We start from the raw sequence: 21661 nt of genomic DNA, 5'->3' as shown, positions 1-21661 counted from the left end.
CATCGACCTGTTGACCTGCTATGCTGGTCACCTGCACATGTATGCAGCAGCTTAATGCCTAACTAGGTATCCGCTTGCACTTCTCCGCATCAGATTAATTCAGACCATAGATCGTTGGGATTTCAGTTTTTGCTCTTTCATACTATCCGCACAGTTGGGATCAAGCCATAGCTTGGGGAGTCCTATAATGGCAAAAAAGAACGATCAAGCTGGAGATCAAACCCCTCACGACGTTCAGCAAACGATTGATAGCCTGCGGGAACAGCTCTTAATCTACGAACAAATTTTAGATACCCTCCCCGATTTAATTTTATACAAAGGCCCAGGCTCGCACATTCGCTACGCCAATCGCGCCTTTCGCGAATACTATGGGATGGGTAAGCAACAACTCCAAGATGTGATTGATGCCGATTTTAATCAGCCCGATTATACCCAACAATATATTCGTGATGATGCTCAGGTGTTTCAAACTGGCCAGTCATTAGAGATAGCCTGTGAGCCAGTCACCCATCATAGCGGTGAAGTGCATCTGTTTGCGACCAATAAGCATGCTGTTCGCAACCGTGATGGGGCGATTATCGGAACCGTTGGTATTTCACGTGATCTGAGTAAGACGAGCGAATCCTCAATAGGCCGCACGAATAACGAGACGCGTTTACAACGGATCATTGATAACGTACCAGGTATGGTTTATCAACTGTTGCTGAACCCTGATATGACCATGAGCTTTCCATTTGTCAGCACAGGCAGCCGTGATCTCTATGGTCAGGAGCCGGAAGCAATTATGCACCAAGCAAGCATTGTGACCGAAACTATGCATCCTGCTGACCGTAGCCGTTTTCATGAAGGCATGCTGGCTTCTGCAGAAAGCCTTGCTGCTTGGCATTGGGAAGGGCTAGTCGTGATCAATGGTCAAGAACATTGGTTACAAAGTGCTTCAAGACCCACCAAATTGGACAATGGGGCAACGCTGTGGGATGGCGTTTTGCTGAATATTACCCAACAAAAACAAGCCGAAGCCCTTTTAACCCGCTTTGACACGATTTTAAGCGCAACCCCTGATCTGGTAATGATTGCCGATGTCGCAGGCCAGATCCAATATTTAAATCCTGCTGCTCGCCAGGTTGTGCAGCATGTATTAACTCCCTCTGCTGAACCGCTAACGTTGCGGCAGCTCTACCGCGATGCTGGCGACCAAACATGGATTGACCAAACCTTGCGCCATGCTCAAACCCATGGTTCTTGGATGGGTGATTATCATCTGCAAATAGCCCAGGGCAATCAACTCCCAATGCATTATCAAGTTTTGTGTCATTATGATCGTGATCAACAGCCCAGTTTTTATTCACTGATCGCCCACGATATTCGTGATCAAAAGCAGGCTGAGGCCGAACGCCAGCGTTTGCATGAAGAAATTATTCGGACGCAACAGCAAGCCTTGCGCGATCTTTCAACCCCATTGATTCCAATTGCTGATACGGTCGTGCTAATGCCATTGATTGGTAGTGTTGATACGGCACGAGCACAGCACTTGATGGAAACGTTATTAGATGGTGTGCATACGCACAAAGCCCATATCGCGATTGTCGATGTGACGGGCGTTCCCGTGATGGACACCCAGGTGGCTGGATTACTCATTCGGGCTGCTACCAGTGTGCAATTGCTTGGTGCTCGCGTGATCATCACAGGTATTCGCCCCGAGTTGGCCCAAACGCTTGTTACATTGGGGGTTGATTTCCGGGCAATCAGCACTCAGAGTAGCCTGCAACAAGGAATCACCTATGCAATCCGATCGCTGCAATAGGCGAGCAGGCTACTCGATTGATGGTTCTATGATTGACTAAATCAGTTGTTTGATCTGCTGTTCTAAGGCAATACATTCGCTGTGACTGGCCGTCAGCGCTGTGATGCTGCTCGATGCTAGCTGAATTTTAGTCGAACGTACATGAGTATCAGCTCGCTTTTCAGCCCGTAGAGCGGCATTGAGTTGAACCAGAACAAGTTGAAGTTGTTCCCAACATTCTTCATCACGCATCTGTTCAGCAATTGTTTCGGCTAATTTAATGATTGCCCCGAGCGTGATTGGCGCAGATTTGCCTGGCGATTCTTGGCTGATAGTGCCATAATTAATGCCCACAGCCGAACCGACCGTGCTTCCGCTGATGTTTAGATTGCCTTTATTGGTGACATTTGCGCCATCACCAATTGCCGAGTTTTCAATCTGATTGCCTTTAAGCGTATAGTGTGATTGCTTGAATTGATTGCCATTACCTGTGTTGAAAATAGTATGCTTGGCATCACCGCCAACTAGAATTGCATGATCGCCTGCCGATTGCGTAACCTGGCGACTAGGAATCGACGATGTTGATGGCTCTGCTTTGACCCAGCCATTTACTCCAAGGCCTTTGCCGCCTAGCAGCAAGGCGATCGGAAAATCTTCGCTAGCCGTATCAAAAAAGGGCGTTTGTTCTCTGCCCATCATTTGAGCACTAGCAGGAACCACTGCACCGAGATAGTTCATGAGGTTTGAGATGCGCACGGTTGTATCGCCCGCTTTATTGCCTGCGCCTTCCAAGGCCTCAATTAAATGGTAGGTATATAGACTCATGGTTTCATCGCGCATCCATGATCGCTGATTGCCTAATGATGAAGTAAATACTGCTCGGCCTTGGCCCTGTTTTAGATCATTGACCAAGGATTTTGGTAATGCCGCAATCTCAAGGTTGGTTGGTAATTCGACAGGCTTAGCTAGCTCACCCTTGGAGGTTGCCATTCCTTGGGCATGGCAGCAATCGAAAATCGCTAGTAAACGCTGGGCATTAATTGCCCGTAACTTTTCGGTAATATCGTGGGCCGATAATGCCGTCTCGGCGAGGTTGACTGGGCTAACATCATGCTGGACAAGATAGTAGGCTCCGGTTTGTTTATCAATCCAGCCATGGCCAGAGTAAAAAAAGAGAATCGTGGCTGCTGGATCGTTGTCGGCACAGGTTGCTAGCCAGTCAAGCCCATCGAGAATCGAATCTTTGGTTGCAGCAGTATCGGTGAGTAGCCGAATATGCTGTTGATTATCAGGATAACCACAAAAATGTTGATCGATCAGCAAGCTTTTAAGGATTGTGGCATCGTTAACCGTCATTGGTAATGACCATTCAGCATATTTGCTAATCGCTCCTACCCCAATCAATAAGGCATATCCATGATCAAATTGCATAATTCCTCCAGATTAATCAGTTAGCGTCGATCCCAATCAGCTAAAATTTGCTGCGCATTCCCCGGCTGGCTGGTAATAAATTGCTCAAATAGATCCATTGCCTGAGCCTTAATCGTCGGATTATCGGCATGCAGATAGATATTCAAGGGAATGCTGATCAATTCTGTTTGCATTCGGCTATGGTGGAAACCATCGCTTGGTTGGTCTGTCTCAAGCCGCATCACAATCGTTTTGGTTGCCTCAAGCGCTAAATCCACATCCTCAAGCGCGATTAGCTTAAGATATTTAATTAGGCTAGCAACACCATCAACGAGTGTGGGTGCTTGCAATAGAGCTTCAATCAAATTGCGGGTTGGCTCAAGGTGCTCAAGATCCAGTTGTTCAAAACATTCGCTAGCGGCTTTGCGCACTTCGGCAGCAGGATCATCAATCAAGCGCAGGAGTTGCTCAAGACAAACCGCAAAATAGGCTGGGTGAGTGATGTTGCGGGCATATACCTGAGCTGCTCCTTGACGTAAGACCACATCACCGGCAAGGCTGCGTTGTGCCAAATCGCGTGCTGCTGGATTGCTTAATGCTGCTAAACAAACAATTTTTGCCCCAACCCCGCGACTTTGATCATGCTGATGCGCAAGTAGTTGTTCAAGTAATGGTCGAATTTGGGCGAAAAAACGGAAGTACGACCGATGTAGCAGTTGATGGGTTACGCCACTTTCAAATAATGTTGGGTGGCGATTTAAAATGTGGGCTAATAGTTCAATACTCCGTTCTGGGTTCAGATGCATAACCTTATTAATGCTATACAAGATGCTGGCTTGAACTGCTATTGACGGATCATTCGTGGCAGCGGTTAAACCTTCAAATATTGCCTCATTAAGAAATGCGGTTTGTGCCATTCCACACACACAAAAGGCCTCAATTGCTGTGCCACGAACACTGTTAATCCCGCGTTGAAGGTGGGCTTCCGGTTGCAGTTGATCAGTATCGGGCTGGCTCAATGGTTCAGTTGTCGGATCAGGATCGTTCAAGGCCCAATCTTTCAGCAGGTCGATTAAAGCGATTGGAACAGCCTCTTTTGATCGTTTGGCTAAGACTCGACAAATATCCATGCGTGCTGTGCCTTCAACATGCGTTGCATATTGTTGAATCAAGCTAAAAATCGAATCGCCTGCTAGCGCCGATTCGGCTAGCCCTGTCAGAATGGCACACAGATAAATTGGCTCAAGCCTAGAGCCATATTTGCCCAAAAAGTTAACAAAGCGATCGGTATTAATTTTGGCTTGATCTTGAATCAGGCGCGAAAATTCGACGGCTCCACCACCAAAATGGTGCTCGCGAATCCCACCCCATCCCGTGGATTGATCATAGTGTTGCATCGCTTTAAATAGAGCTGAATCACCCATCCGTTCAATTTGATCTGGTGCAATTGGCGATCCCACCCATACAGAATGAACTCCTTGGGGTGGTTGTAAGCGAAATTCAGGGAATTTGCGTTCTAATTCTTGGCGGCGTTGATACGCCTGATCAGAGAGATATTCAGGAGCGACTGCTTTTAGAAAGCGCAATTGAGTAATTCCATATGATTCGCCATTGCGGCGCTCCCAGGCGGGATGTAATTCAAGAATCCGTGCTTCTAAGAATTGACGTTGTTCAGCACTGATAAATGGCACGATTGAGCCATAGAGCATGCACGATTCATAATTGGGGTCTTCTAATGGCTCACCAATTTTCAAGCGCCGCTGATCAGCTAAGAGGTAATCAACAATAGCGTCTTTGTAATATTCTGGTTCAGCCATGTAGGCATACACGAGAATTCGTTGCGCGGCTAGAGTTTCGTGGGTAACTAGCTCAGCAGCAATCTGCTCGAAGAGCTGTTTATGCACTTGGGCACACGTCCGTAGGCTTTGAGCAATCAGCAGGGCAATTGTTCCAGCATCATTTGGCCCATGCTCGCCATACCAATACATCGAAATTGAGCTACAGGGGTATGATTCAGCGGTAAATATTTCGCGTTCGTGCAGATCGGTTATTTTGAGCAGTGAAGGCAAAATATATTCAACGACTGCCCTTGGATTATGGGTTGTAGCTTGACGCAGAATTTCGCTAACCGCATACTCCCCAAAGAAATAGTGCTCAAGCTCTGTAGATAGCTCATAATGTGCAGTAGAGAGCTTTTCGTTGGGTTGGGTTGCAGTTTGTACCAACCCATCCAAGCGTTGATCGAGATAGACCTTGAGGGCACGGCAAGCAAACTGTGGATTGGATGCTAGATTATAAAGATGATGGCTGCTGATCACCTCTTGTTCTAATAAATGACAAAACATGATTAGCGCCGCTTCATTGTTCCAATCACGAATATGGGTAAGCCCGGCTGCAATTTTTGCATCCCATTCGGTGTTTGTACCGAAGTAGGGCTGGATATAATCGATAACTGTTTGAGTTTGCTGATTGATAAATTGATAGAGAAATTCTAAGCCTACATCGATTTTTTGTTCATTCTGGCTTTGAATTAACCCCAAGATAAGCTTTGCTTGGTCAAGAACCTTAAACCAGTCAAGATTCTGGCTAGCATAGTTAAAAAATTGCCCTAGCTGATTGAGATCATTACTCCAGCGTCGAACGATTGCAAGTTCATTGCTTGTTGGAGCACTTAAGTTGCCAAACCATTGCAAGAGTAATTGCTGGAGATGGGCGCGTAGTGTTTTTGCCTCAAATAGAGCTTTTAGCTCACGGAGATAGGTTATTGGATTACTGCCGCGTAGATAGGCCAAAACTTGAACCAGCTGCGAACGCTCAAAAAGCCCTTGTGAGCCTGCAAGGATTGTCGCTGCCAGCGATTGGTTGGTTGCAACAAATCGCCGAGCATAGCAATAATCGAAAAATGTTTGATGAAAAAATGCCACGTTTGTTTGGGTTTTATGCAATAAGCCCGTATGCAGAAGATAATTCAAGGCTTTTGGATACAAATCGAGCACACTTGTAGCAACCGTAATTTGTTGGGCTGCTTGCATCCTATCAACGAGTAGATAGATCACGGTTGCCAGTTCGCTAGCATCAATTGCTGGCGGAGCGTGTTGGATATGCAAATTCCACAACTCGCCATACAGATCTTGGAGCGATCGAAACTGATCGGGCGGCTGAATTTGGTCATCGCGCATAATTTTTACATAGACACTTAAATGCAGCGGAACCTTGAGTAACTCCCAATGAGCTGGCAAGAAATGGCTTGATCCAAGCGCTAAACGAGTTAAGAGCGTGGTGATCTGAGCTTGATTCAGCGGCTCTAAGCTAAATTTCTGATCGACTTTAATGCCCGCTAGGCGTGGATGATTATTTAAATCAAAGGTACGACAAGCGCTAATGATCCGTACATGGGGCATTTGGCGGAGCCGCGCGATGGTCTCCAACATAACATCAAGCGTACCTTGATCGCGGGCAAGGGTTAGCGATAAGGCATCGATCTGGTCGATCATGACAACGAGGCGTTGCTCTGTAAGGGTATTGGCAATCGTTTCGATTGTTACGGGTAAATTGAGATAGGCGGCTAAATCTGTTGCTGAACGGATGTCTCGCAGGGCATCAGCTTTGATCACCAACACTAAAACGCCAGCCTGCGCGAGTTGTTTCAGCACATGTTGCAAGACCACCGTTTTACCAGCACCTGGCTGATCGAGCAACATGCCCAACTGTTGTGTCACAGGTGCTTCGATGATCCATTGTGTAATGGTTTGAACTTCAGTTCGCTCGATATACTGGTCGGCTATAGTGCTAGGATATGCATGCAAGCTTATACTGGTTTGGCGAATCGCCTCGATAAGATCTAATGTTGAGACTTGGTTCTGATTAATGGTTTGCGCACCATCACCAATCGCACTGTGCGAAATAGTGGCATTAATGAAATTATACGTATTGTGGTGAACTTGATCAGTGCTCATTGCAAGACCTCTGTTGTTGGAGTGGATTGTTAACCTCTAAGTTAGTAGAAGCCTTTGAAACTGCATGGGTTGACAGCGTTTGTAGCTAAGCATAAATTCTCGAATGCCAAACCATCGGGCTGGCCGCCGAGATCATACCCTGAATGGCAATTTTACAATTGACTGTTGATTGTCGTGTACGCCAGCCTATTGTACCTCAAATTAATCGGAAATAGCGCCTGAATCTAATGAGATTTTTGCTAAAAAATGTTAGGCATAGAAATAGTCTATAGTAATTTTTGTAGAAAAAATATGGTATACTCAATGATGTTCGTATGCTCGGCTTGTTAGGAAATTATCGTCGACCTAATTTGAGGATTTTCACTTTGAAATGGTATATTTAACTATCGAGAGGAGAATATTATGAGTGCTGATACCTACCCCTATTTGCCCGATGCCACCCTTTTGGGCTTACGTGAGATCCACCGCAAAAACTTAACAATCCTGATGCCTCAAGCCAGCCAATTTGGCGACGCGTTGATCCCTATTAATCTTACCAATCAGATTAATAGCGAGCTAGCCTCGATTCAACAACTTAACCAAGAATTAGCCCTGCGCAACATTAAAAGTGATGATCCCCTGCCTGGTAGTAAGGTCAGCACGATCATCCAGCATTATTATGGATCAGTTGTCCAGCAGAATCAGCGTGATCATGGAGTGGCAATCGGTGGTAATGCTGATCGATCACTGGTTACAACTGGTGATGATAACCAGCTTATGATGCAGCCAGATGGATTGCCTGCTGACCATAATGATCCTCACATTGCCACAACAACCACCTCCTTGAGCTTGCGCCAACTCATGCTGACCCTACAAACTATCACCCATGATGCCGATGATGCTACGACTGACCAAATTCATCATGCACTAACCTTGATTACTGAAGCTCGTAAGAAATTACGTGAAGCCCAAGGTATTTTGCAACAAAACAATATCACCTTAGATGCGCAAATTAAACAATTGATTGGGTAAGTAAATATGCCAGTTACTAGGGCAACATTAACTGAAACCCCAAGATGTAAGTCAGGGGTTTACCTCTACCGCCCTCAGTTTGCAGCAATAAGCGGCGCTGGATAGGGCCGCTTACTGTCAACGGTCTAAATGAGCTTATTTCGCTGGTTCGTCGTGCCACGCGGATAGCAGCTTTAGATCAGGCTGAAAGCCCTGTAAATGTAATGGCGCAGCGCTGAAACCAGCTTGGATTGCTGCTTGGCGATAGCGTAACGCGGCTTCTGCGCTAACTAGCCCATGGGTCAGGGGCAGGCTTGGATTGGCAGCCCACAACAATGCCTCAAGTTGACAACTAGCTGTGCTATCTGGAATAACTTCGGCCATGATCCGTTGGCGCAGCATGGGATTATCAATTGGCAGATCAATTGTGCGTTGGCTGGGGCAGCATGCCAATTGACCACCACCCACGATCAGCACATCGCCAGCGCGTTGCATCCGCTGGATCGCCGCTCCTGTGTCAAGACAAGCTGGAAAAGAATCATCGATGACAATTGTTCGGGCTTGAAGGCGTTCAACATCGATAATTTCTGGGCTACTGGTGGCGGCAACAATGACTTGGGCTTGATAGATTGCGGCGGGAACCTTGCCCTCACTCGCCATAACACTGATAGTTCCTTGATAACCTAGATCCTGAGTCAGGGATTGAGCCAGTGCCTTCAGACGGGGCATATGGCCTGTCGTATCACACAAAATCAACGAACGAGGATGGGGCAAGGTCTTGAGCAGCACCTGCAATACCGCTTGGCCAATTGAACCAAGGCCAACAAATGCCATAGCGCAGCCTTCTAGCAGACGGCTCGTTGCCTTAAGTGCTGCCTCAATGGTTTGGACAACCGCGACGACTGTCGTAGCATGGCCAGTAGTCAAGGCCGGAGTTGCTTGATTATTGCCTGCTAGCATCCGTAGAACCCCAAACCCATAGCCGCTAAGCGCTGGGAGCATGCCTGCCAACGAGACACACCGTACTCCTTGGGTTTGAGCTATCAGCATGCCCTTGGCAATTTCCGCTTCAAGGCGAGGTGCATTCTCGCTATGCAGTTCTTCGGCAAACCATGGCAGACAGAGCATGGCCGAAGCGCCAATTGAGGTTTGTAGCACTTCAACCCAACGTGGCTGACCTTGGGGGAACAACAAGCGGCGCAGCTGTTCGCGCACAATATCGCTGGCTCCTTGTAGCCCCAACACCTTTGCCATGCTTGGGCTTGAGGGTAGATAGCCGATTAGTGCAGCATCAAGCGTTGATGGTAGCAGGGTGCTCGGGGCTTGATTGGCTGAACTAAAGCGAATCGGACGATCGGATGCTGGTAGCGCTAGACTCATGAGATCGGCAAGCATCTGCTCGATCATTGAGTGCACGGTGCTTTGTTCTAGCGTATCCGCAGCAGCTTGGAGCGTGAATTGAAGCGTGTCATTGACCACCCGCACTGCTAAGAGAATTTCTGTTGCTCCAAGTGGCGGGTTTATTTCCGTTTCAGAAGCCTGCCAATCAATCGTGAGGCTTTGACTAGTTAATTCTCCTAGTGCATCGAAATCTAAGAAGGTAAAGAAAAATTGAGCACCAGTCACAGTAATCGCTGCTAGCTCGCTTGCCTGAGGATTGATCGTGGTTGCAAGAATTCGGCTAATCTCCGCTGGTGGTAATGCATGGAGATAGGCTGCCCTAAATGCCTGCGCAACTGGTTGCAATAAGTCGTGCACTGATGAGCGAGTGTGGTTTGGCTGCGAAATGCGGAGCGGTAGCGCCGTTGCAAAGCATCCAAAGATTCGCTCGATATCAGGCAGATCGAGATCGCGTCCAGCATGGGCGGTTCCAATCACCAGATCATCAACCCCACTCAGCCTACGCAGTTGATGGACAAAGATTGTCAAAAGTACAAGATAGGGAGTCAATCCCGCAGCTGTGGCGATTTGGCGTAGTTGTTTAACCCTGTTCGTAGGTAAACTGCGAATCTCCTTTAAAAAACTGGCTGGCTTGACTGAAGCTTGACTGCTCACTGAAAGTATGGGTCGATGATAGGGCGTTGCAAAGGTGTTGCGCCAATACTCAGCATGCGACGAGAGCAGATTTGGCTGCTGCTGTAAAAGATTGACATAATCGATGAATGTTGAACGAAGTGCTGGTAAGGCCGGAATTTCGCCGCGCCCAAAACTATCGTAAAGCCAGAGCAGTTCTTGGCCAAAGATCCATGTGCTCCAGCCATCGCCAATAATATGATGGCCGCTAATTAACCACACATGGCGGCTTGGGCTTAGCCGAAGTACCTGCATGTGCAAAAGTGGATCATGCGCGAGATTAAAGCGCTGAGCTTGGGCTGCTTGCCAGTGAGTTGTGATCACATGCTGCTCGTCAATTCCAGCTGCAAGATCATCCATTAAATCAGCGAAGCTTAACTGGGGGCGATGGTTTGGCTCTTCGCGCTGATATGGTGGCCGTGCTTGGCTGTCAATCCGCACGCGCAGCATCAAATGGCGATGTACAAGTGCCTCAAAAGCTTGCCTCAGGCAATTGAGATCTAATGGGCCGTTTACCATGAGGCTGGCACACCACGTTGTTGCTGCATTCGGATCAAGTGCTTCTGCCAGTAGAAATCCTTTTTGGATCGAAGTTAGGGCAAAGTTGGCTAGTTTAGGCTGGTCTCCATTACGAGCAGCAAGGTTTGGCATTGGTATTTGGCTGTTTGGGGCAACAACTTCAGCATCGATGAGGCGAGCGCAGGCGGCTAAGGTTCGTTGTTGATAGAGCATCGCGGCCCGTGGTAGGTTGGGAACCCTGCCTTTCAGCTGGCTCAAGACCTGAAGCAAGCGTAATGAGTCGCCACCAAGATCAAAAAAATCATCCTCGCGCTGCACCGCTGGCAGTTTCAATACGTTCTGCCAGATTTCGGCTAGCAGCTGCTCGGTTGGGGTGCTTGGCAGGTTGCCATGGTTACTCAGATTTGGTTCAATCCTCGGTAGCAGTTGCAGGCGCGATCGGTCGATTTTGCCAGAGTTGGTGGTTGGCAAACTTGGTACTCGATAAAAACGCTGGGGAATCATAAACTCTGGTAATAAGTTTCGTAGCCAGCGGCGCACCATTGCGGTTGATGGGAGTTCAGCGTTTGACTCAAGATACGCGACAAGCATTGGCGAGTGCTGATCTTCGGTTTCCAGACAAACAACACAATTGGTAATTGATGGATGCTCCAGTAGCGCTGCTTCAATTTCGAGGGGTTCAATTCGATAGCCGTTTAAACTAATTTGATGATCGGCTCGCCCCATAAAGACGAGATTTCCATCGGACAATTCGCGCACAAGATCGCCTGTCCGATATAAGCGCTCACTGGATCGGGATGGATCAGGAACGAACTGGAGTGCCGTAAGCTCGGGTTGTCCTAGATAGCCTGGCGATAGACCTAGGCCTCCAAGGTGTAGTTCGCCGATCTCCTGCGGTGGGCAAACTTGGCCCTGCCTATCAAGCACTCGAGTAATAACTCCACTGATCGGTTTGCCAATTGGAATTTGCAAGGTTGTTTCGGTAGGTCGCGCGGGAATCCGATAGCAAACTGCATTGATGGTTGCTTCGGTTGGCCCATAATGATTAACAATCTGCTGCCGTTCGCCATAGAGATCCATCCAGCGGCGAACATAGCTGGCAGGTAGTGCCTCACCACCTACGCCAATTATCCGCAATTCTGCTAGCACTGGGGCTGGCTGGCCTTCGGCGATTTGTTGCTCAATGCTACTGATCAAGCGTTCCCATAAGGCAGGCACTGAGCGCCAGATTGTTGGTCGCTCCTGCTCAATCGCAGCCAGCAGCGCTTTTGGATCACGAATAACCAGCGGTTCAAGCACAATCACTGTGCCGCCGGAGGTCAGTGGGCCAAGAATTTGACTGATGGCTGCATCAAAACTGAGTGCCGCCGTCAGCAAGAGCCGATCGTTGGGGCTATAATCGAATGTCTCAGTCAGCCATTGAAGATAAGTTGCCAGTGATCGATGGGTGATCGGTACGCCCTTGGGTGTTCCAGTCGAGCCAGAAGTAAACATAATATAGGCGATCGTATCGGCTGCTGTGGTTAGCACCTTCGATTGTGCCGTTTGGATTAAAGGCGAACTCTGCATGAGGCGATCTAAACAGCCACTTGTTAACGTTGGTGTGCCACTGTGCTGAATCTGCTCGGCTAGCAGCCGCGTATCCTCGTGATGCAAGAGCAACTGGGCTTCGGCCTGTTGGAGTTGATTTTGAAGTTTTTGGCTAGGATAATCTGGATTTAGCCCAATCCAAGTAACTCCTGCCCACAAAGCGCCAACCATGCCCACAATACTGGCGATACTTGGTTGGGTTAACAGCCCGACTGGTTGATTTGGCTGGATACTATGCAGCTTAAGCCAGTTTGCTACTTGATGCGCAGCATCGGCTAGCGCTCCATACGTTAAAGATGCGCCCCCCTCTCGAACGGCAATTTGCTCTGGTTGACCTAAACATTGGTTAAGGATACGCTGAGGGGTAAGAACTTGCTCGATTGGGCTGAACTGAGGGCTTGGTGTATCAGGAGTCGTTCTATCGACATCGATTGGTTGCACCATCGCCGTGAGTTCTTGCTGATACCCATTGGCCAAGTCGGCAATGGTTTGGGCTTGAAAGGCGCTGGTTTGGTATGTCCACATGCATTGGAGCGTCTGATTAAATTCCCAAATTAGCAACGAGAGCTGCGTAGATGGGGTGGCCGTGCGAGCAACCAGGTCGTGAATAGTTATTGGGCAATCGTTGGGCAGCTCTCCGAAAAAGCGAGCAAGACTGAACGAGGCCGCTCCAGGCGCACGCAACTCGTGCGAATGTGCGCTGCACAAGTGTGTCAAATCACGCGCCGCGATTGTACGATGCTGTTGGATGGTTGTCCATTGATCGCGAACGACTGAGGCAAGGGCGGCGCTAGTTGCTCTATTTTCCACCTGCAAAAGCAGTGGAAGTTGATCGGCGCAGCAACCAACCATAGATTCAATCCCCGCGAGTTTGATATCGCGTCCATGTTCTGCAACATTGATGCTAATGGCATTTGCTTGGCTCCAGTTTGCCAATTGATGGGCATAGGTTGCTAATAAAAGATGAAACAGTGATACCTCAAGTGCTGCTGCATAATGGCGTAGCCCAATGCTGGTTTCACGATCAAACTGTTGGCGAATACTGCTGATCGCTGGTTGGCTAGGTTTTGGATCGACACTATCGTGGGGTAGCGTCCATGCGAGGGCTGCCCGTTGTTGTTGAATCTGGGTTTCCCACCAAGCCCGATCATGATCAGCCTGTACACTAGTGCTGTTGTGCAATGTTTGGTTTACATACTGATTAAATTGACATGCGATGGTTTGCAGTTTGGCTGGTTGTCCTTGGGTTTGTTGGGTATATACCTGCCACAACTCAGTCAGCAAAATCTGCATACTCCAGCCATCAGCGATGCTATGGTGAAGTAGCCAACAGAGCACCCAACGGTTTTCAGCCCGACGATAGAGCATAACCCGAAAGAGTGGCGCTTGATGCAGATCAAAGGAATAATTGAACAATGCAGCTTCCAACGACTCCAAATCAGCTGGTGCTTCGTGTTGCTCAAACCACAGCGCTATTGGCAGCTGATCGGCTGGGATGATCCGCTGGCGTGGTTTTGTTTGCTGTTGATCGATTGGCTCGAATTGGCAGCGCAGCAGCAAATGGCGTTCTACCAAATAGCCCAGAGCCGCTTGCAAGGCTGTTTGATCCAGCGGCCCCGCAATATCTTGGCGCACGAAGCTGAAGGTTGGCATTTCAGGGTAGAGTTGGTTACCAAGGTAGAAGGCCAGTTGTGATGGTGCGAGCGCAAACGAATCTTCAGCGCTTGCGCCTGTTGTTGATGCCGTTGAGGCACTCGCTGTTTGCGGCCACTCGGTTGTGTCGAGATGCTCGGCCAAGGCTCGAATAGTTTGGAATTCGAAAAATAAGGTCAGTGGTAAGACTCTACCCGTAGATTGTTCAAGCTGTTTCACGAGATCAACCGCTTGCAGCGAATCAAGCCCAAGTGATAGAAATGAAGCATCGGGCGAAATGCTGGCTGGAGCGATCCGCAAGGCTTTGCCAATTAATGATTGAAGCTGTTGGGCAATTGGGCTTGAAGTTTCTGGCAGTTTGCTTAAACTGGTTTGCTCAAGCGAGGCTGCTGGGAGGCTTGTGTCGAGTTCGGTCGATGTAGTATTGCTATATGGAGCCAAGACCACTAACTGGCTATGCTGGCTATTTAGCGCTTGATCAAATGCTTGCAATGCATGGTTTGGCTGCAATGGAGGCAAACCATGCAGCTTAAGTCGATTAGTTACCAAGGGCGTTGCAGCCAAGCCAATACCATCCCATGCCGCCCAATTTAAGGCGAGCATTGTGCGTCCGGCTCGTCGTTCGCTTGCGGCAAAGGCATCAAGAAAGGCATTGGCTGCCACATAATCGGCAATCCCGCCGCCAATCCCCGCGATTACCGCTGCAATCGATGAGCAGGTGATAAAAAATGCTGGTTGCTGCCCATAGCGTTCGAGGGTTCGGGCTAGTAGCCAGGTTCCTTTAACTTTTGGTGCAAGGACGGCGGCAAATTGCTCAGGCTGCTTGGCCGAGAGCGAGCCAACATCAAGGGTTGCTGCTGCTTGGATAATCCCGAAAATTCTGGTGGTGATGGTTAGTTTGGCAATCAAGGCTTCAACTTGCTGCGCATCACAAATATCAACTTGATGATAGTGGGCCTCGGCTCCAAGTGATTCAAGGTCGGCCAGCAACCCAGCTCGTTGAGGATCAAGCGGTGATCGACCAAGCAGGATCAGTTTTGGCTGGTTGCGGGTGGCGAGATGTCGCGCCAGCTGTGCCCCAACCCCACCCGCTCCGCCAACAATCACAATAACACGGCCTGCTGGTTCGGCTGGTGCCAACCCATTGGGCGATGGTAGTTCCGCTGGCAGCGGCGCGATGGTACGGGTTAATCGCTTGCCATCGCGCCAAGCAAATACTCCGCTGATTGGTTGCACTCCAAGTTCTTGAACCAGCGTTTTGGCCTGCTCCCCAGCATCAGCAGCCCATGGCAGATCAATCACCACACATGGAAAGCCAGTATTCTGATCAGGCATTGCCGCACCCAGCCCGGCAACCAGTGCTCGTTCAGCAGCAACATCCTCATCAGCACTTGGGGCATATGCGCCAGCTGTAACCACCCATAAGCCTGCTGGTTGGTCGGGCCATGTCAGAATTGATTGGGTTGCTTGTAAGAGTTCTAAGACTCCCTGATCAAGCTCATCGGCGTGGATAATTGTTGGCAAGCGGCCACAATCCGCTAGGAAAATCACGCCATAGGGCTGGTCTGCGAACGTTGGTCGTTCGCTTGCTAACGAATCACTGCTTACAATCAGGCACTGCTGCCCAAGTGCATGGCTTGCGCTGGCAAGCTTTGTGGCAAGTTCATGCGCCATCGGACTAATAATCAGCCAGGTATTGATTGTGGTTGTTTGGGTTGGTAGTGCTAGCTCGTTCCAGCTGATCGCATGCAGCAAGCCCTGAGTTGGTAGCGCTGGCGGCGGTGTGGGCTGCTCGGGCTGAAGATCATCCAATTTGAGCAAAATCTGGCCATCGGCGGTTTTGAGCTGCAAGCTATAGCCGTTTGACGTGGGATTGAGGGTTACGGCAGCGATTTGCTGATTATTGTACAAGGCGGTTTGTTTTGAATGCAATGTTATAGCGCTAGGTTGTGGGCTTGCTGCTGGCGTTGGGAGCCAGTGCCGTTCACGGGCAAATGGATAGGCTGGGAGCGTGACCCGCCGACCACCAGCCAAACTGGTGACGATTGCCGCCATATCGAGATCAATTCCTTTGACCCACAGGCGACTGAGGGCAGTCCGAATGCTGGCATGATCATTTTCACCTCTGCGCAACAGTGCCTCGATATGCCCATTGCGTTGGGCCAAAGTTTGGCGGACAAAGGCCGCCAGCGTGCTGCCCGGGCCAATTTCAACAAACGTGCTAAAACCCTCATTAATTAATCGTTCGATTGCAGGTGCAAACTGTACTGGCTGAATTGCTTGGTTTGCCCAATACGCTGCATCGATCGTTGTAGTACCACCGATCCAATCGACGCTTACGCTGCTCAGCATCGGGATGCTTGGCGGATTTGGGACGAGCGCTGCCGCTGCTGCGGCGATTGGTTGGGCGGCGGCTTGGATTAATGGCGAGTGATAGGCCATCTGCTGGTTGATGCTGATCGCCGTATAGCCATCGTATTCCAAGCGTTGCAAGGCCTGCGTAACGGCCTGATTTTTTCCGGCAATCACCACTTGGTTAGGTGTATTGAAGGCAGCGATGCTCAAATCGGCTGCCATCGGGGCAATCGCCGCCTGCACCACCGCTGCTGGGGCAAAAACTGCTGCCATCATGCCTGGCTCGGCATGAGTTGCCATGAGCTGACCACGTGCTCGAGCAAGCTCTAAAACCGCTTCAAAACTGAGGCTTCCGGCGATACATGCTGCTGCTAGCTCACCAACACTATGCCCAACCACTGCATCTGGGGCAAGCCCCCAACTGATCACCAGTCGCGCTAAGGCTACTTCAAATGCAACCAACAGCGGTTGCGTAATCGCGGTATCAGCCAGCATCGTGTTATCGACATCGGGATCAAAACACCACTCAAGGAGGGTTCGGCCATTGATCAGCCCTAACTGGGCTGATGCTGCATCGAGGGTTGTTTTAAAAATTGTTTGCTCTTGATAAAGCACTGCGCCTTGTTGGGGATACTGAGCGCCTTGGCCTGCAAACAGCAAGGCTATTTTACCGTGGTGACCATTCGTCGATGCTTGGATAACTGCGGGGTTGGGCTGAGCTGTGGCTAGCTGCTCTAAGGCTGCAATAAGCTCGGTTCGTGGCTCCTTTGTCGGATCAATCAGGATGGCTGCCCGTTGTTCAAAAATCTCGCGTTCGGTCATGCTGAAACACACATCTGCCACACTGAGGGTCTGATCGCTGTGCAGACGTTTGGCTAATGCCTCAGCAAGCTGGCCTAGTGCCGTTTGGTTTCGTGCTGAAAGCGCTAATAGTTGGAATGAATGATTCGTGCTGATTACTTGTGGCTGGTTAGCATTTGGCGCAGCTTCAAGAATCACATGAGCATTCGTTCCGCCAAATCCAAAACTATTAATTCCCGCCCGTAGCGGTTGCGGGCCGTACCATGGAGTTAATGTGCTGTTAATTGCCAAACCACTAGCTGCTAGTGCAATGCGCTGATTGGGTTTTGTGTAATGGAGTGATGGCGGAATTTGGCCATGTTGCAGCATTAAAATCACTTTGATTAACGACGGAATGCCCGCCGCATTCAGCAAATGGCCAATATTAGTTTTGACCGAGCCAATCAGGCGAGTTTCGCCAGCAGTTGCGGGAGGGAAGATTTGGGCTAATGAGCGAGCTTCGATCGGGTCACCAATGGCCGTTCCAGTGCCATGAGCCTCAATATACGAGACACTTGCTGGATCGATCGCCGCGTTACGATAGGCCTGCTCGAGTACCTCGGCTTGGCGAATTGGGTTGGGAGCCATGGGACTGAGGCCATGACCATCGTTGTTAATCGCTGAACCACGAATCAAGGCCAAGATCGGATCGCTGTGCTGTTGGGCAATTGCCTGACGTTCCAAGATGATGATGCCTGCGCCCTCGCCTAGCACAATTCCATCAGCCTGAGCATCAAAAGCCCGACAACGCCCACTTGGTGATAATGCCCCAGCCAGCCCCAGCAGCTGGTGCGCTGTATTATTCAGATTGAGATTAATTCCGCCGACGATCGCCATATCGCAATCACCAGCTAGCAAGCTTGTTCGGGCCAGATGTAACGCCACTAAGCTTGATGAACATGCTGTATCGATCGCGATTGCCGGCCCGTTGAGATCAAGGCAATGGGCGATGCGTCCCGCAATCAGATTGCGCATCGTTCCGGTGACGGTTGCGGGATGTAATGGTGAGTCACTATCAATTAGGGGGAGCAGCAACTGCTGATATGCCGATTCTCCGACCCCAATAAACACGCCAACCCGCCTGCCAAGCCGTCGCCCACCTGCATAGCCAGCGTGCTCTAAGGCTTGATAGGCTAATTCCAACAAAATCCGCTGTTGCGGGTCTATGACTGCCGCTTCAGCTGGGCTAATCTTGAAGAACGCTGGATCGAAGGAGTCTACATCGGCGATGCTACTGCCCCAAGCGTATTCTGATTGTAGTGAGTTATGCCGCGAGGCGGGTAGCGGCCGAATGCTATCGACCCCAGCGATGAGGTTGGCCCAAAACTGTTCAGGGGTTTCGGCATCAGGCAAACGACAGGCCATGCCAATAACCGCGATCGGCTCTGTTTCTGCTGGCAAAGGTTCTTTGCTGATCGATCGAGGCTGCGTTTCAAGGGCTTTTTGGGTTTGAAGTCGTAGCCAGTTGGCCAATTTGGCCGGGGTTTCATATGCTCGCAACACCGCAGGATCAGGCTCAACCTGAAATTGATCACCAATCAGTGCCAAAAGATCCATCAATTGTAACGAGGTCGCGCCAAGCTCAAAAATTGATGTTTGCCAGCCAATAATGCTTGGCTCAATCCCCAGAGTTTGAGCGCAAAGCTGAATAATCGCTTGTTCAAGGCTCGCAGGAACGATCATTGCAGGGATTGGGTGAAATTTCGCTAACTCAGCATGAACTGCGTTGATCAGGCTATCAAATTCACCTGCCTCATAGCGTGCCCGTAGCTGAGTGCGCCGTGTTTTTCCGCTGGTCGTGCGGGGAAATTGCTTGGCCGACAACGGCACAATATCGATTGCGCTGGTATTGGTCGCACGACGTAGACAGCGAACAACCTCGCTGAGTAATGGAATTGCAGCTTGCCAAACGCCTTGAGGGTGGCTTTGGATTGCCCGCGGCAGCGCAAGAAAGACCACAACCCGCTCGCTAGCATCGTCAATACGAGTTGCTCCGCAAACCGCCAGCCGAGTATGCTGCAAGCCATCAAGGTTGCGAATGCGATCTTCAAGGTCGGGAGCATGATATTTTTGACCATTGACAATAATGATTTCTTTGGCTCTGCCCGTAATGACCAACCGACCATGCAGTAAAAAGCCCAGATCGCCAGTGCGTAGCCAACCATCAGCAAATGCAGCGGTTGGGTCAGTTGCCCGATGATAGCCACGCATCAATTGCGGTCCAGCCACCTGAAGCTGGCCAATATAGCCATCAGCCAGTACATCATCATGATCATCAACAATCCGTAGTGAGCAATTTGGTAATGCTCGGCCTACATCAACGATTTCGAGCGGCGGCTCAGCGTCGGAGTTTGTGCTCTGAGGTTGATCTCGCTGAGCGTGATCCACCATAACCGCTCTGCCCTCGTGTACCAACAGCTGACGATCAAGCAGATAGGTGCGCATGCCAGTGCCAAGCGGCGAGAGCGTAACGCCAACGCAGGCCTCGGCCAGCCCATAGACTGGTAGCAAGGCTTGAGGGGCTAGTCCTGCTGGGGCGAGGTGTTCAAGAAAGGCTCGACAGGTGGCTGGAATAATCGGTTCGGCTCCAACGACCAGTGCTCGCACACAACTGAGGTCAAGTGCTGCAATCCGCTCTGCTGGTACGCGCCGAGTTACTAACTCCAGTGCGAAGGGTGCTGCTGTGAGCAACGTTGCTTGATGGCGATCAGCAAGTTCTAGCCAGATCAACGGTCGGCGGGCAAAATAAAATTCAGCGATTTTTACCTGCTTGATTCCGACCGCAAGTGGCAATAGATGGGTTGTAATCAAGCCCATATCGTGATAGTAGGGCATCCAAGTTACCGTACTATCTTGATCATTCAGCGCACAGGCAGTCTGCATCTGGCGTAGGTTGGCAAGCAATGCCGCATGAGATAATTCGATCCCACGAGGATTACCAGTGCTTCCCGATGAAAACTGAAGGTAGGCAGTTGTGCTTGCTTGGGGTTGCCAAGCATCAATTGATACTAGGCTATCGGAAAACATAGTAGTCTGTGGGACAGAAGAGAAAAGCTGAATATTTGGGATTGTCCATGACCCCGCTTCGAGCTTTTGGGGCGCTAGCGGAAATCGATGAGCTAGCTCTTGCTGGGTGACCAATGCAACAAGGCGCTCGCCAAGGTTTGGATTAACCAGTAAGGCTGGTTGATCGAGGGCTGCCCAGATTGCCAAAATACGTTCTGGTTCGGCGGCTAAGGGTGCTGGAATAAGGCCCGCTATGATCGCACCCCAAAAGCTTGTTAGGAAATCATCGCTGGCTTCAACAGCAATAAGGATTAACTGGCGTGGAGCCAAGCCACTGCTCCGGAGCATATGGGCCATCTGCTGAGCATTGGTATACAGGTCTCGATAACAGATAACCCGTTCGTGTCCTGCTGCGGCGATATGGATAATTACTTGATTGGGATTGGCTTCTGCTGCGGCTCGGAGCAGATCGGGCAGGGTATTAACCTCGGGGCGCGACAATAAGTCAGCTATCATGTGGCATTCTCCAAGCCTAGCTAGCAAGCAACGCTGCTGCTAACCGCCGAGAATCTAGGATATCAGCGTCAGCGCAGGCAGCAAGAAGGACTCTTAGCACAGAGAATACCATAAGCTTTGATTGGGGTTGTGAGCTGACTCGCCGTAAGCATGTTAAATAGCCTAACCCTAGGCTTGAGGCTTATTGGGTTAGGCCAGATCGATGAGCTTTAGGGCAAATCAGCAAGTTCGATCGAGAGCTTGAGATCAGTTTCCGGCGACATTAACTGATCTTGCGGAATGGCAACAAATACGGCTGGCCCTTCCAAAGGAATTGGGCAAACTTGACTATAGGTTCCAATTTGGGCTTTCAACGAGCCAGGACGCAATGGCTCAATGCTTACCTCAAGTGTCCAAGTGCCATCGGTTTCGGCAAAGGCATGGATCTCACCTGAGAATGGTGGGATGGTATAAGCCCCAAATGGACGAATCAAATAGCCCATAGCCCCGCTGTTACGAAATGCTCCGCTCAGTTCAAGCTGGGTTGGCAAGCCACCAAGTGCCGAACGGAGAATGGTTAGTAATGGTTTAAAGCGCTCGATGACCGATGGTTTGGCAATCGAAGCAGCGACACTCGGGCCAATCCAATGGGTTGGCATAAGTAATGAAGGTTCGTGATCAAGCAAGCCAACAAATTCAGTATAGGTTTCTAAACATTCAGCACAAAACCACAGGTGCAGCCAAACACTGGGATAGCGTTGCAATGCTTCAAGCGGATTATGCCGCTCTAAAGTAACAAAATCAGTCATGAGATCCTGACACTGCTCGCAATCCGACGATGGGATGTGATCAGCTAACCACTCTAGGCGAATGGACTCATAGAGTGCTCCTCGGCAAATTGGGCACTCACAAAGATGCCGATTAAAGGCTTGATAGGCTTCTGCCAAGGTGATTGTTGTGAGCTTGGTTTGTAGCCAATGTTGTACATCGC

General features: G+C 49.8%; 6 protein-coding genes. 2 read left to right on the top strand and 4 right to left on the bottom strand.

Features of this window, described 5'->3' with window-relative positions:
- Window positions 1–187 precede the first annotated feature (187 nt).
- Entirely contained in the window at window positions 188–1804 is a 1617-nt protein-coding gene (locus ABEB26_RS09335) for a PAS domain S-box protein (protein ID WP_345721707.1), read from the top strand.
- Between the two features lie 36 nt (window positions 1805–1840).
- On the opposite strand, the gene ABEB26_RS09330 is transcribed toward ABEB26_RS09335, so the two are convergent.
- Both ABEB26_RS09330 and ABEB26_RS09325 read right to left on the bottom strand, forming a co-directional pair.
- Window positions 1841–3214 (bottom strand): caspase family protein, encoded by a 1374-nt coding sequence (locus ABEB26_RS09330; protein WP_345721706.1) that lies wholly within the window; start codon window positions 3212–3214, stop codon window positions 1841–1843.
- Window positions 3215–3234: 20 nt separating this feature from the next.
- Window positions 3235–7149, bottom strand: a complete 3915-nt coding sequence (locus ABEB26_RS09325) for an NACHT domain-containing protein (RefSeq protein ID WP_345721705.1) — start codon at window positions 7147–7149, stop codon at window positions 3235–3237.
- Between the two features lie 402 nt (window positions 7150–7551).
- On the opposite strand from ABEB26_RS09325, the gene ABEB26_RS09320 reads away from it, so the two are divergent.
- Entirely contained in the window at window positions 7552–8160 is a 609-nt protein-coding gene (locus ABEB26_RS09320) for a hypothetical protein (RefSeq protein WP_345721704.1), read from the top strand.
- A gap of 135 nt (window positions 8161–8295) precedes the next feature.
- Here ABEB26_RS09320 and ABEB26_RS09315 read toward each other — a convergent pair whose 3' ends face one another.
- Complete coding sequence (locus ABEB26_RS09315; protein ID WP_345721703.1) at window positions 8296–20691, bottom strand: non-ribosomal peptide synthetase/type I polyketide synthase; 12396 nt, start codon at window positions 20689–20691, stop codon at window positions 8296–8298.
- Between the two features lie 209 nt (window positions 20692–20900).
- Window positions 20901–21479 (bottom strand): hypothetical protein, encoded by a 579-nt coding sequence (locus ABEB26_RS09310; protein ID WP_345721702.1) that lies wholly within the window; start codon window positions 21477–21479, stop codon window positions 20901–20903.
- Window positions 21480–21661 lie beyond the last annotated feature (182 nt).

Source organism: Herpetosiphon gulosus (assembly GCF_039545135.1).
Classification (GTDB): Bacteria; Chloroflexota; Chloroflexia; order Chloroflexales; family Herpetosiphonaceae; genus Herpetosiphon; species Herpetosiphon gulosus.
This window is presented reverse-complemented; position numbering and strand designations above follow the sequence as displayed.

What these genes read in the sequence shown, in the direction of transcription:
- ABEB26_RS09330 (WP_345721706.1), bottom strand. Translation starts at nt 3,214, where the DNA reads ATGCAATTTGATCATGGATATGCCTTATTGATTGGGGTAGGAGCGATT.
- ABEB26_RS09335 (WP_345721707.1), top strand. Translation starts at nt 188, where the DNA reads ATGGCAAAAAAGAACGATCAAGCTGGAGATCAAACCCCTCACGACGTT.
- ABEB26_RS09315 (WP_345721703.1), bottom strand. Translation starts at nt 20,691, where the DNA reads ATGATAGCTGACTTATTGTCGCGCCCCGAGGTTAATACCCTGCCCGAT.
- ABEB26_RS09325 (WP_345721705.1), bottom strand. Translation starts at nt 7,149, where the DNA reads ATGAGCACTGATCAAGTTCACCACAATACGTATAATTTCATTAATGCC.
- ABEB26_RS09310 (WP_345721702.1), bottom strand. Translation starts at nt 21,479, where the DNA reads ATGACTGATTTTGTTACTTTAGAGCGGCATAATCCGCTTGAAGCATTG.
- ABEB26_RS09320 (WP_345721704.1), top strand. Translation starts at nt 7,552, where the DNA reads ATGAGTGCTGATACCTACCCCTATTTGCCCGATGCCACCCTTTTGGGC.